The 14,062-nt window shown below is 37.6% G+C and carries 13 protein-coding genes; all 13 read right to left on the bottom strand.

The features are described from left to right. Positions 1 to 9: 9 nt before the first annotated feature. Entirely contained in the window at positions 10 to 1,251 is a 1,242-nt protein-coding gene (locus tag AC5JL8_RS20250; protein ID WP_495881471.1) for a glycosyltransferase, read from the bottom strand. Positions 1,252 to 1,260: 9 nt separating this feature from the next. Continuing rightward, a complete protein-coding gene (locus AC5JL8_RS20245) occupies positions 1,261 to 2,433 on the bottom strand; it encodes a glycosyltransferase (RefSeq protein ID WP_495881470.1) in 1,173 nt (390 codons plus the stop codon). A gap of 39 nt (positions 2,434 to 2,472) precedes the next feature. Then, on the bottom strand, positions 2,473 to 3,723 hold the full coding sequence (locus tag AC5JL8_RS20240; protein ID WP_495881469.1) for a glycosyltransferase family 4 protein: 1,251 nt from the start codon (positions 3,721 to 3,723) through the stop codon (positions 2,473 to 2,475). Beyond that, positions 3,716 to 5,077, bottom strand: a complete 1,362-nt coding sequence (locus tag AC5JL8_RS20235; protein ID WP_495881468.1) for a hypothetical protein — start codon at positions 5,075 to 5,077, stop codon at positions 3,716 to 3,718. Before AC5JL8_RS20235 ends, AC5JL8_RS20240 begins: the two co-directional genes overlap by 8 nt. Next, positions 5,077 to 6,084: a glycosyltransferase family 4 protein gene (locus tag AC5JL8_RS20230; protein WP_495881467.1), complete on the bottom strand. Its 1,008-nt coding sequence runs from the start codon at positions 6,082 to 6,084 to the stop codon at positions 5,077 to 5,079. Before AC5JL8_RS20230 ends, AC5JL8_RS20235 begins: the two co-directional genes overlap by 1 nt. Before the next feature lie 3 nt (positions 6,085 to 6,087). Next, complete coding sequence (locus AC5JL8_RS20225; protein WP_495881466.1) at positions 6,088 to 6,762, bottom strand: class I SAM-dependent methyltransferase; 675 nt, start codon at positions 6,760 to 6,762, stop codon at positions 6,088 to 6,090. Between the two features lie 160 nt (positions 6,763 to 6,922). Continuing rightward, entirely contained in the window at positions 6,923 to 8,143 is a 1,221-nt protein-coding gene (locus tag AC5JL8_RS20220; protein WP_495881465.1) for a glycosyltransferase family 4 protein, read from the bottom strand. A 20-nt stretch (positions 8,144 to 8,163) separates the two neighbouring features. After that, on the bottom strand, positions 8,164 to 8,901 hold the full coding sequence (locus tag AC5JL8_RS20215) for an FkbM family methyltransferase (RefSeq protein ID WP_495881464.1): 738 nt from the start codon (positions 8,899 to 8,901) through the stop codon (positions 8,164 to 8,166). Positions 8,902 to 8,934: 33 nt separating this feature from the next. Next, positions 8,935 to 10,014 carry a glycosyltransferase family 1 protein gene (locus AC5JL8_RS20210; RefSeq protein WP_495881463.1) on the bottom strand — a complete coding sequence of 360 codons (1,080 nt, stop codon included), beginning with the start codon at positions 10,012 to 10,014 and terminating at the stop codon, positions 8,935 to 8,937. A 39-nt stretch (positions 10,015 to 10,053) separates the two neighbouring features. Beyond that, complete coding sequence (locus AC5JL8_RS20205) at positions 10,054 to 11,061, bottom strand: glycosyltransferase family 2 protein (RefSeq protein WP_495881462.1); 1,008 nt, start codon at positions 11,059 to 11,061, stop codon at positions 10,054 to 10,056. 9 nt (positions 11,062 to 11,070) lie between these two features. Next, the gene (locus AC5JL8_RS20200; RefSeq protein WP_495881461.1) at positions 11,071 to 11,703 is read right to left on the bottom strand and encodes a class I SAM-dependent methyltransferase; all 633 of its coding nucleotides are present in this window, start codon (positions 11,701 to 11,703) and stop codon (positions 11,071 to 11,073) included. A 138-nt stretch (positions 11,704 to 11,841) separates the two neighbouring features. Next, entirely contained in the window at positions 11,842 to 12,870 is a 1,029-nt protein-coding gene (locus AC5JL8_RS20195; RefSeq protein WP_495881460.1) for a glycosyltransferase, read from the bottom strand. Between the two features lie 99 nt (positions 12,871 to 12,969). Continuing rightward, a complete protein-coding gene (locus tag AC5JL8_RS20190) occupies positions 12,970 to 14,061 on the bottom strand; it encodes a glycosyltransferase family 4 protein (RefSeq protein ID WP_495881459.1) in 1,092 nt (363 codons plus the stop codon). Between the last annotated feature and the right edge of the window lies 1 nt (position 14,062).

The raw sequence follows: 14,062 nt of genomic DNA, 5'->3' as shown, positions 1-14,062 counted from the left end.
TATGCTTTTCTATGAGTTATAAAGTTGAACACAGTTGGGAAGTTCACCACCACCAATAATCCAGCGATAAACATTCGCCATCTCCTTTGCAATTGAATTCCAAGAGTATTTAGTTTCTATTAAGTGTTGCCCTTTTAAACCCATTGCCTTTCGTTCTTGTGCAGAAATCTGCATTGCTTCCACTAAAGCAACCTTGAGTGCTTCTTGGTTATCCTCAATCCACCAGCCGCACCCATAGTGTTGTAAGTCCTGCCAAGGCGCGCCTTTAGTAGTAATCACAGGTACACCGTAAGCTAAAGATTCTGCGATCGCAATACCAAAATTTTCTGAATGGGTTGGCAAAACAAATAAGCCAGCATTACTAAGCGCACAGGACTTCTCCTGCCCTGAGAGCATTCCCGTAAAAGTTACCTGTTGTCTTAAATTCAACTTCTCTACTAGTAGTTCTAACTTTTCTTGGTATCCAATTAAGTCGGGGCCAGCAATAATCAGATGCCAGTCTAAAAATTGGTCTACTAATTTTTGCCAAACGTAGAGTAAATTGTCTATACCTTTTTTAGGATGAAGTCGAGAAAAAAACAGTAACCATTTCTTTTCAGCAAGTTCAGGGAATAATTGTGTTAATACTTCTCTACTAGGTTGGCTTTCGCAATCAGCAAGATGTACACCACTAGGAATAAAAGCAATTGGTTGCTGAAAACCAAGATTGCGAATTGACTTTACTTCTTCGTCGGAAGTGGCATGAAAAATAGTAGCACTGTTGAGATTTTTTTGCTCATATAGTAACCATGCTGAGAATTTTTTTAGCCTACTACGAGTCAAAGACCAAGACTCTAGCATTCCATGTGGTGAAATGATTAAAGGTAGGTTATTTTTTAATGCAGCCTGCCGAGCATAAAGGTTAGGAAACATCCACAAGCCATGATTGTGAATCAAATCAAATTCAGCCGATGCTAACTGCGATAAAGCATGACTAGCTTGGGGATGAAATCCTCGCATATTCTTAGCTAAGAATGTAGCAGGATAACTGTATATATTGACATTCTCTGCTACAATCTGCTTGCCAATTTCTTGATAATCAAGCGTGAATATATTAGATGGTAATCCTTGATTATTTATAGCTGATGCAAGGCTGGTAACAAAAAAAGCTGTGCCACCAACATTTTCATTGATACTTGCAACTACGTGGCCTACCCGTGGATTACTTATAGATGTTTTTAGCTGTTGAACGTTTGAAGAATTAACTTGCATTGAAAAAAATTATATATGGAAACTTTGCATAATTTCTGCAACAGTTTGTTTGAATTTTTTAAATCCAAATGTATCAATAACTTTTTGTCGTAAAGCTTCTGGTTGATATATTAAAGGATTTGGATAAGTGCCTTGCAAAATTTGGATGAGAGTTTGAGCGATCGCATCTACATCACTAGGATTAACTAATGCTCCCAGTTCACCGTGACAAAGCGCGTCAATAGCACCATCCTGATTTCCACCTAAAGTCGGTTTACCACAAGCTAGTGCTTCCAGATAAACAATTCCAAAACCTTCTCCGCGGCTAGGCATAGCAAAGACATCGCAAAGATTGTAATGATCGCGGATTTCACTATCGGGTATAAAACCGGTTAATGTAACGCAGTCTTGAAGGTTAAGTTGAGCAATTAACTGTTCAATTCGGGAGCGATCATCACCTTTGCCAACCAGAATGTAGTGAACATCTGGAAGATGACGTTTAATTTCCGGTAAAGCATGAAGAATTTGATCATAGCCTTTATAGCCATCAGTACTAGCTAACCGGGTAACGGTAAGAATAACTGGCTGTTTAGAGCTTAAACTATAACGCTCAAGCAAGTAACTTGGTTTAGCGCCAAGCTGAAAATTTTCTACATCAAAAGTAACAGGTAAAAGTTCAATCTTATTTGGAGGTAGTTGCTGCTCATCAATTAGGCGATCGCGTGTATACCCACTAATTGAAATAATTTTTTCAGCAGAATGTAGCGCTTTGATTTTCCATTTATCCTGAATTTGCCATGCATCAACACCATAAACAATGATTGTATAAGGAATTCCTGTTAACTGATGTAAGCAAAATGCTACAGGAGCAAAATTTAAATGTCCACATACAATAATTTTGGGACGATTGAGCAACGCTTTTTTAATTAAATTAAAAGCAAAGTGGGTTGTTTGTAAATAGCTAGATAGATGTCCACTAAAAGTAAAAGATAAGTTGTCTGCGTTGAATTTATCTATAGGTTTATTTTTATCAAGCTTGTCTAAAACAGAAACCGACAAATTAGGTAGTTGGTCTTGTAGAGCTTGGAGAAAATCTTGTAGATAAACCTGAATGCCACCTTTAAATTCAAATAAGTTAGGGAACCACAAATGCACATTACCTTGCACTGTAAATTTCGGCTTTTCAATAGTCTTTAATTGCATATTTATAATTTTAAAATTAAGAATTAATTGAGTGTTTTGCTAACTAAGAAGTTCTCGAACTCGACTTGCTAATTTCTGGCGATACAAAGCCCAATTCAACTGTTCAGCTTTGCGTCGAGCTGCCCGTCCCATTTCTGCCAACTCTTGAGGATGAGAGTAGCACCACTCCAGTTTTTCCTTAAGCGCTTCTACATCCCGAATCGGAATGATAAACCCTTCCACACCATTGGTTATGATATCGGGGCCTGCTGTGTTAGGCGTAGTAATTACAGGAATCCCACAGGCCATTGCTTCTAACAGCACTAAACCAAAACCTTCCACCAAAGAAGGAAAAACAAAGACACTAGCAGAACTGTAATACTGATTTAGTAGGAGATGAGGAACCGAAGAAACATGGCGGTAAATATCTTTATACTGCTCTAGCCAACCTGCTGGGAAAAGGCTTGTTCCCACTAACAGCAACTCTGCATCGGGTAATTTGAGGTCTTGCCAAGCTTGTAATAAGTAATGAACACCTTTGCGAGGAGAAACGCGACCAACAAATAAGGCACGGAAGCAATCATCAGTTTTCGGTTGAGGTTGGAAATACTCTACAGGAGCGCCAAAGGGAATAACACTGATTTTTTCAGACTCTACACCAATCTCTAGCAATGACTGTTTTGTTACCGAAGAAGCGACGAAGATATGATCGGCCAGTTGAACTTCCTGTTCCTTACGCTCAATTTTCCATGCAGGTTCATTCACTGCCTCAAGCCCTGGAGCTAATTTAGGAAAACTCTCAGCCTCCTGGCGCATGATGTTACAAGTCATGCGATAAAAAGGGATAGGTAAATCGTAAAGGCAAAGAATTCCTTGCTGCTTTGCCTTCTCAAATGTGGTTGCAGCTAAATCTTCATAACTGTAGATAGCATCTAAACCTTGAAGGTGGTGTTTGGCAACTTGACGATCTAGGCAGACATAAACCCAGTTAACTAAATCTGTATAACTAAATCCTAAACGAGGTGCTAGCCTGGTTCGAGATAAAAATATCCGCATGATTTCTTGCCACGGATAGGTTTGAATCGCCATATCATCGGCAGAAATCCAAGTTCGTCTACTTAGTTCATTGCTAATGGATGATCTCAATTTTTTGGGTAGCAAATTTAAGTAGCGCCACACAGGTGCTTTTGGGTCATAGGCGACAGGAGTAATAACTTGTTTCAATAAATTAGCTTCGGCAAATGCTAAAGCAGCATATTGAGCGTTAGAAGGATTAATTTGATGAACTAAAGAAATGCTGGGGTTAGACATGTGGTTGCTGTACCCAGTGTTTAGAAGAGAACAACTGCTGAGATTCTAATGTTGGAAGTAGGAAAACAAAACCGCCAAAAAACCAATAGTAAATCGCAAAGGTACTGTTGACTACGAGTTGATTAGTAATATTAATAGCGTGAAATAAAAAGATAGCAAGAGCTAAGTTACGGAAAAAAGGAGTTTTCAATTTTAGGTAAACTCTCGCAAGAGAGAATATCAAGGCTAAACGCAATCCATACCAAATGAGAAAGCCGAATGGGCCTATTTCTAGAACAACTCTTCCCATTTCTCCTTCAGCTGGTGGAGGTGATTCGCCCCAAGGTAAATTGAGAGCCTGACGCAAAGCCGGGACAGCCTGATGGGTTGCTCCTGTTCCATAACTATCAAATCCCTTAAATTGCATGGCATTCTCAGGTTCTGCAAAAGCAGAGAAAGCCCGATCAAGAAATGTTTCTGAGTCTGATCCTGCTACACGGCTAGAAAATGCCTCTATTGCTTTGTTAAAAAACATGGGCACAATAGCTGAAATCAAAACTACAGGTAGCATGAATTGTTTAGTTGAACGGGCAGCTATTGAAGGCTGCGTGAACCAGAGGATACATATATATCCCACTACAAACAAAATTTCAAAAAACAGCAAACCACGGGCACCAGTCATGAATGAGGTACCAATAACCAATAAAATTTCAATAACAGTTAGCGATCGCCATAGTGGGGTTTGCGGCAGGGTTAATAATGGAATTAGTAAGCTGAAACAAGTAGATAAATAAACTGAGTAGCCAGCAATGTAAGGAAATGTACCTGTAACTCTAACAGCGCCACCAGCCGTAGCAGTAGCTTCTTGCCCACCCACATACATATTGATAGGGCTGGAGCTTGGGCTACCGAATTGAGCTACAGCTAGAAGAGCCACCGGAATAACCAATAGCATATAGTTGCGTAAAAATCGGTATAATTCCTCCTCAGACTGAAATAAGCTGGGTAACATCCACATCAAAGGAATATAAAAGATATATGCTTTTAGCCCAAAAAAACCGACTATCGGTGAACCTAAGCTAGGGTTAAAAGACTGGGCTAAACACCAGCCAATTACCATTAATAAAGTAATAGTGAAACCAGACGATTTAAAGGGATATTTTGGTTCAGAACTAAAGTAATACTTTAAATATGCTCCTAACAGGACTAAATCTTTAACAAAGTAAATGAAGTCGCTGGCTTGTGGTAGCACCCACTTTCGTAGTACACCTTCTAAAATAACGATAACCAATGCAGCTTTAACAGAGCGTCGCCAATTAATAGAAGATAGCCCAACTATTATAATTAGACCTAATAGAGCAATGGATAGATCCATTAAATTACTCCCTCTATAACTTCAAGGTACGCTTTAGCAACAGCTTTACTAGTGTGACGAGCTAAGTGCGATTTAGCTTGTTCTCTATAAGTTGTTAATTTCTCAGGATGGGTGAGTAAATCGAATAGAATTTGGGTCAAACGCTCAACATTACCGTTGGGAAATGTCACACCACAAGCGCCAATTGCATCCTTTAATCCCCCTCCCTCAGAACCAACGACAACACAACCACAGGCAATTCCTTCTAAGGCCACGATGCCAAAGGGTTCATCCCATAGAGAAGGCACTACCATAATTTGATGAGCATTTAATAATTTGACTAACTCATGCTCAACTTTTACTCCAGTAAAATTGACTTGCTCAACAATTTCTAAGTCATTGACTTGCTGGCGTAATTGAGATTCTTCGGGGCCACTTCCAATAATTGTCAACTTAGGAGTAAGTCCCTTCGATTTGAGTTGAGCTAATGCCTCTAACAATAAATTGGCTCCCTTGTCAGAAACCAAGCGCCCTAAAAATACAAGTTCTTGATTACGGGGGATATTGGGTATTTCATAAAAAATATCTTCCCGATAAGAGTTAGGAATTATACTGGATGGTGCTGGTATTGGTTGAGCTACAGCCTGACTAGCTGAGATATTAGTTGCAAAACGAGTCACAAAGTGTTTTAGATAATTCTGCCAACCCAAACCTCCATTGACATAGCGATACCAAGTTTGATGGGTTACAACCAAGGGGCGAGGTACAAATAATAGAGGCCAAATCCCTCTTAAACTGACACAACCTTGAAAATATACATCACACCAATGAGTTAATTTAAATACTTTTTTTATAGTAGGTTGCCGGATAACTTCAAAGGGAAATTTTTTTGAGTCTGTTGCTGGAGTTTGTGAGATTACCTTTACTTCATGTGACTGATAGGTAAATTCATACGCTAACGTTAAAATTATTGTCTCTAATCCACCAATATTTGGATAGAAAGAAGGGGAATAAATAAGAATTTTCATTTCCTAATTAAATCCAAATGAATTAGTTTTTTGTTTGATTAACATACACAATGTATCGCCAGAAGTTTCACTAGGAACAAAAAATTCTAAGATAGAAGATACCAGTTTTGTACTAGGGCGATAAACAAAAGAGCCTTGATTAGGAAAACCCCATTGTTTGGCAATTTCAAAAGAATAGCGCGGCAAAATTCTATTTAGGCAATTCAGCAAGACTGGATAGATATGGGTTTTATCTCCCTTTTCATCAAATGATGCTAGCTTTCCAGTAGTGAGAAATTTAAGTCTACAGCTAACTGAATGAATGTTTGGAGTAGTCAACAGAAAATATCCATTTTTATCTAAATGTTTAGCTACATGATAGAAAAGACGTCCGGGATTTTCTAAGTGTTCTATTACCTCAATCGATGTAATTAAACCAAATTTTCTGTCTCCCAAATCTAAGTCATCAAAATCAAGGTTAGCTTGGGAACAAGTCGCCTTTTGTGTACCAAATTGTTTAATATCTAGGTCAATACCATGTAGTTGAGTAAAACCTATATTTGCTAACCGTTCTAGCCAAGCTCCTGTACCACAACCAATATCGAGAACTGGCGTATCAAGCCTAAGTGTAGGGAGTGAGCTTGCAATGTCATCATGTAACCCTGAAATTGTACGCTCTCTAAGTCCGGTGTTTGACATGATCTAAATTTCTAACTAGGTAAAAAATGTAAACTAATAATGTTGTTTGCAGCGCTTTATTACCGCTTTATTAATACAATAAAATATTCAATTAATTGAATTATTTAAAAATATTTAAAGCTTGCAATAAAAGCTTTAATTTGAGTGTGAAAGCTCGTTATCAGGATAAAGAAGAAAGAATCATAGCTGGACTAGCTATGGATTTTTCTAAAGCTTGCACAATAACTTCTACATTCTCATAAGGTGACCAAGTTTTCATCCGTTGAGCAGCAGCAGCACTCATTTTGTTCAAACGTTCGCTATCGGGAAGAAATACTCGCAAAATTCCTGCTAAGGCATCTACATCACCACAAGAATAAACTAATCCCGTTTCACCATGTTGCACAAGATCATAGCTAGCACCAACGTGATCGCTCACAGCTACAGGGCAACCGCAGAGCATAGCTTCGTTAACAACAAGCCCAAATGGTTCATGCTCTGACGGTAAGACAAATAAATTGGCACAGCGATAAACAGAAGGTAGCTGGGACTGATTAACAAAGCCAAGAAATCTAACTTGATCTTGCATTTCTAAAGATTTAGCTTCTGCTTCCAATTGTGGTCGTAAAGGCCCTTCACCAGCAAACACAAGGTAGCTATTTGGTACATTTGCTTTAGCAAAAGCTTGTAAAATATCCGTAGGCCGTTTCCAAGGTTGGAGCTTGGCACAAAATAGCACAACAAGCCCATTTTCTGGGATATCCCACTGTCTGCGAACTGCCTTTACATCCACTTGGGTAGCTTGGTAGCTCCACCAATCGTTATCAACTGAAGATGGAGTCATCGCAATTTGCTTTTCAGGAATTCCTAAGCTTCGCACCACCTGTTTGCCCAGCGTTGAGGAGACAATAACAAAATCAGCAAGTCGAAAGATAGGTGGTAATAAAAATCTTTTTAACCAAGCTTTCCATTGCTTGCCATTACGAGATTGTATACTACTTGCATCTGTGCTAAATACGAATTTTTGGCCATGAGCCTTAGCAGCCGCAGCAGCAATCCAAAAGCTGGCATAGGAATAACCTGCATATACAATTACTGCATCAAAATTTCCTTTGCGTATCAGTTTCCATAACTCTAAATTTATGAGGCCAAAGAAACTGCCCAGTTTGGGTTTAGGAGAATTATTTTGAACTTGAATCCAAGGATAACCATTAAGCAACGGTATATCCCATGCAACCTCTACACCAAATTCTGAGTCTAAGCTTGGCTCAAATCCTTGCAAACTACAATAGGCTACCTGCGGTTCTAATTGCGGATGTTTTGCCATGACTCGAAAAATCGGTGCTGAGTATTGGGCTGGGTGAGATGCAACAATTAAAATGCGATATTTACGTATATTCATCTGTGTTTATTTACTACTTCTCACCGATTAAAGTAGGCAATAAGTTCATTAGATTCCTGAACAGTTTTCCCATTAATTGCTTTTAGACTATAGCCAAGAGACTCTAAAAATTGACAAGATTGTTGGTGAACTTCTGCCCCATGTGTTGCTAGAAGTATTGTAGGGTGAGCCTTACTGAGGATAGATTTGGCTCCAGAAAGAGCTAACATTTCTGCTCCTTCTATATCAATTTTGAGGAAATTAGGCAGTGGAATTTGCTTCTTTTCAATCAATTCATCTAGAGCAACTGTTTGAACTTGATATTCTCCCTGAGATGAAATACGCCCTAAGAAACCATCTCCTTCTAAAAAGATTGTGCCAAAGGAATCTGAAACTGCTGCTTCAATAACCGTTACATTATGAATCTGATTTAACCGCAAATGCTCTTTAAGATAATGTAGATTTCGCGGGTGTGGTTCAAAAGCAAACACTTTCCCTTTGCTTCCCACTAGAACCGATGCCAAGAGAGCATAAAAGCCACTATGAGAACCCAAATCATAAACAACACTTCCCTCTGTAACTAGTTGTTGAAATAGAAGTTGTTTTTCATATTCATAGCTACCTAACCAAGAGCCATGTTGCCCTGAGCCAACAATCCAATGTTTTCCCTTAAGCTTTCCTTGCAAAATTGGCATTACTGTTGCAGGTGGAATAAATTGAAGAGGATAACGTAAAAGTTTGCCTAATAAGTTTTGATTAGAAATACTAGAGATGTTCATTATTTTTTCCTTTAATAATATAAATTTTTATATTTATATATTGAGACAGTTATTCATAACCTTTGCTTGAACCGGGAGGCTGTGAGTTTGATACCATGTATAAGCATGATCAGCGATATCCTGTCCCGTTTTTAAGCACAACTGGTTATTTTTGTTCGTAGCAGACCAATAATGTTTATGGCTTTGGAGGTCATCTATAGGTACTGTGCTGGAGGCAACCATACAAGGAATCAGTCTATGGGCACAGTAAGCAGCAAAAATAGTTGATTTTGCAAGATAAGCAGGTGGTGGAAAGTTTAAAAAACCTACAACAGCATCTAGCAATATATTGCTAATTTCTACTGCTTCAGTCACTCCCTTTTCCACAACAGGAATATTATTAATTACAGACAGTTCTAAACCAGTAGGAACCCCAATATCACATAATTCTTCAATTTCAAGAGCTTGGCAAATTTGTTCCAAAACAGTGCGGCATTGCTGATAAACTTGCAGCCTAGAATTCCGGCTACCAAATACTACTAATCTTCGAGTACGTTCTAGTAGAGGCAATGCATACTCTGGCTCTCCAATGTTAGAAAAGACGGGAAGAGAAGGGATTTGAGTATGTTTAGCTTGAGCTAGCTTATACAAAATTTCAGCATAACTCTGTTTGCTTGTGAGACAGCGATCGCTCAATTGTGCCAAACGCGCTGCTAAATTTTTTTGCAGAGGTGAAAGCCAAAAAGCACTTGTCCAAGGTGGGCCGGAAGCAGAGATTTCGTGGAACATGGTTATGAGCGATCGCTTGGGAAATAAATTTTTCCAACGCTGTAACCCATCGACTAACCAAATTGGACAACCCCGGTTAGCATAGCCGTAACCTACATAATGCAGCAAGATGCTAGAAGTGCGATCGCCTGATAATAAAGCTAGCAATGCATCAGGAGAGCGATCGCTAACTTGGCTAACAGGAAATCCTTCAATTTCTGCTGCACCATTCCATGTAGGATTACCTACAATAAAATGAGTTTGAATATTGAAGTCCTTGCGGATCTGGCGAGCTAAATTAAGGGCATAGTCTCCTACACCATCGATTGCAGGAGGTAACCTGGGAACTATAGAAAGTATGATCACTATAAGAATAATCGCATTTAATTTTAAGTTTAGTTACATTTAAATATTAAAAGAGTGAGATACACCTTTTTTGATAAATCTTAGCAAATTGAGTGTAGAGGTTGGTAAACTTCTATTCAAAAGGGTATAAGCCTGAATCATTCTTAAATGCTCCTGATTCCATAAATCAAAGTTTTTCAAAAATAATAACCACATACTTAAAATATCAATAAAAGTTTTTTCTCCAATTCCTTCTTTGAAGGAAACCTCAGAAATTTTTAACCTTAGAGAATATATATTAATAATTTCTTGTTCAAAATCATTTAAATTATTTAATATAGCCTTCATACTGTTAAAGCTTCTGCGTATCTTGGCTTCACTAACAACGCGATTGGAAGTAACGCCAGAAAAATTATTACCATGTATTCTCCAAATAGACATAGGCGAGTTAATAAAGTATGAGTAGCCTTGATTTAAAGTACACATAACAAGGTACTCATCAATATACATATCCACCTCTCTTGGTATAGAGAATTTTCGTATAGCCTCTACACGCGCAGCAAAAGTTGAACCACCTCCAAAGAGAATCCCTCTTCTGTAGAAGAAGGTTAATAACTCTCTGCCATCAACTTTATTACCAAGTATACATTTTGGGATTACTTCAGAAGTTTTTATATTTTTATCAACATTCCAACAAAGTGCAGGATGTCCTACATGAACAATATCTGGGTTGCTTTCAAATATTTGCACAACCTCTTGAATTTTATTAGGTAAAAATATGTCATCGGCATCTAAATTAAAGAGATATTTGCCTCTACAATTATCTATACCTACTTTAGTTGCCCATGCTTTACCTAAGTTTTCTTGAAAAATATATTTAACTCGATTTCCATAAATGGCAACTTTTTCAGCAGTATTATCTGTAGAACCATCGTCAATAATGATGATTTCAATGTCATCTTGATTAAAATCTGAATTTAATATACTTTCAACAGCATCACCAATATACTTTGCATAGTTGTATGTAGGTATGATGATACTTACTAATGGATCAATATTTAGTGACATTGCTGAAATTTAAATACTTGCGACAATAATAAATTGCACACCAAATAAACCAGGTGCAAACTTTGATACTAATCTATCTAAAATTGATGCTATGGATTTTACAAACCTTCTAACTCCAGGCATAGGTAGGTAACCATCTGCCTTACAAAATAGGACTTTAAAGCCGGATGAGCTAACTAGCTCAACAGATGTATTCCAGTCAAAAAATCTAAAATGAGTTCGATCCATTACACCCCCATCTGTATATTTAAAGTTTCCTTTGAGAAATTCTAAGCGTTGCTTCCAATGTAAAGTATTAGGTAGAGCAATGATCAAGACACCATTGGTTGCCAAATTTCTCCGAAGTTTAATCAATAAATCTTCGGGGTGATATAAATGTTCTAAAATATGGCTACAAATAATGCAATCAAATTGACCTAATTCTTGAGTATCAAAATAATTGAGGTCTTTGATCAGTACTCTATCCAAAAAAGCTGAAGCTGCATTTGCTTCTGACTCTGAGTAAGTAACCCCAACTACTTCGCAGTTAATTCTTGACTTGATTTCTCTTCCTAAATTTCCTGAACCACAACCAATATCGAGTATACATTTAGCAGTTTTAGGAATATGTAATATAACTGAATCGTTAACTGCTTCATACATGGCATTTAATAAGTGCTGCATACACATTAATAAAAATATACTTTAACTTACACAACTCACAATCGTTCAATTCTGCTTATTTGGATTTATTGACCAGTGTTTCACATAGGTGATTAAACATTTATAATGTATATTTGGTTAAAATTTTAAGTTCGCCAATATTGTGTTGGCATAATTTTCAGCTATTTTATCCCAGCTACATATACGATAATAATCATCCATAGTTGTAGCACTACTTAAAATATCAGGCATAAATTGCAGCGGTGGTGGGAACGGCTTCAGGGTCTCAAAAAAAGGTTGTAAATCCGGCACTCCACCAGCTATCGTTGCAAAAACTGGCATTCCAGACTCTAGCATTTCATTCAAGATAAGCCCCCAACCCTCAACTTTACTAGTAAATAAACCAACATCATGGCTAGCAAGTAAACTGTAAAGTTGGCTCCTATTAAACGAGGATAAAATTTTTATCCTTCCCGAATGAATTAATGCAGGTGGAAAATATTTTTCTACATTAGTATTACATCCAGCAATTGTAAAACTGTCCTTTGGATGTGAAGCTGCTCGTTTAACAATAAAATTACTCAATTCGGTAGTACCTTTATGAGCAGCCCAGCGACCAATCCACAAAAACTTAATACTGTTGCTATGATACTTATTCCTATTTATACAGATACTATTAAGAGTTAGTTGGTCGGTTTTTGAGAGCGCATTAAAATAAAAAATTAATTTATCTCTCCACCAGGGGAACCATTTCTTCATCCACTTAATTTCTAAGCTTCCGAGGCAAAGAATATATTTTGCTCTTTGCCAACCTTGTATTAATAAAAAAACTAGCGCTATCAAAAATAAATAATTTAATGGCAACAGAACAATTTCTTTTAAGCTTAACGGATTGCTTAAGTTACATACTGTGTATAAAATCTGAGGCTGAATACTACGAGCCACTACTAAAGCTGATTGACCAACCCGTTTAGTGATTAGTTCAGCACTAGTATCAATTACATCGAATGGTTCTTGAGCTTCAATAAATGCATCTAGCTTTGATCGCATTAATTGAATACTTTGGAAACCTTGCCACCATCTTGTCAAATTAGGCATAGGGTAAGGAGACCAAAGAGTAACATCATGTCCCTGCGCCCGTAATGCTTCTGCTAAATTAATTGCCATTTGTCCAGCACCAAATTCAGGAGACAGTGGAGCAGCCGTAGCTATAAGTATACGAATTGACCGCAATGGTAACTCCTTATATTAAGAATTAGTACTGTCTTACTTAGCACCTTTATAAATATCTAAGTGTCTTTGGACTACAGTTGACCAACTTAGAGGTTTTATCCACTCACGACAAAAGAGTTGATATTGTGTGTATTCTGAGGGAGACATATCAATAATTGTCTTGATAGCAGTAGCGATCGCCTCACCGGAATTTTGCTTGACTACAAACCCAGTCTTCCCGTTATCTACAAACTCATGCATTGCACCAGCATCTGTACAGATTACAGGAGTTCCGCAGGCTTGAGATTCTAATAAAGTAAAACCCATTAACTCTGGAACTGGAGTGTAGTCTCCATAGCAGCTAGTGTGAACTGAAGGTAAAACCGTTACCATCGCTGTGCGATATTCATGCAGCAATTGCTGATCATCAGCATCATGAACAAATTCTACATTTAGTCCATCTGCTTGCTGTTTCAGGTCTTGGTAGAATTTTTCACTGTAGACTCTACCAACAATTTTTAGTTTGTAGTCTGTACGATTGAGGAGACGAAAGGCATCTATTAAATAGTTAATGCCCTTATGAGGTAAGATTCGTCCTACGTACAAAATATTTTTTTCTTTTTTTAAAGCTGCATCAGGGCAAAATTTATCTGTATCAATACCTCCTTTGATTAAAATAGATTTCTTTTGCAGTTCAACAGGAATAAAATCTAAACCAAAGCGAGAATAGGCGATCGCATTTTTATAACCTCTAAACACTGGTAGTTTCTGGTTCAATACTAAGCTTCCTCCACCACCATAGTCAGTAACAAAAACTCGTTTACCAAGTAAACTTGCTAGAAGGCAGCCCAGGTCAGAAACTAGAGTATGAATGTGATGTATATGTACTATGTCAGCGCTGATAATCGAACTTAGATATTGAAAACTTAATGGATTTATCTTGTTTCCATGAATTAAATGTTGAACTGGATATGTCTCGATTTTGAGAGCGTCTTGATGATAATTCCTCCGCGCTGAAGAAAAACTTACAAGAGTAGTATCTACAAAATTTGCCATCCAAGCAGCTAATTCTGTGGGATATCGCTCTCCACCACCAATAATTGATGATTCATCAAAATAGGTAGGAGTAATATGAACAATTTTCATA

Source organism: Mojavia sp. (assembly GCF_059505145.1).
The sequence above is the reverse complement of the archived record's forward strand: the minus strand, read 5'-3'. Positions and strand labels throughout refer to the sequence as shown.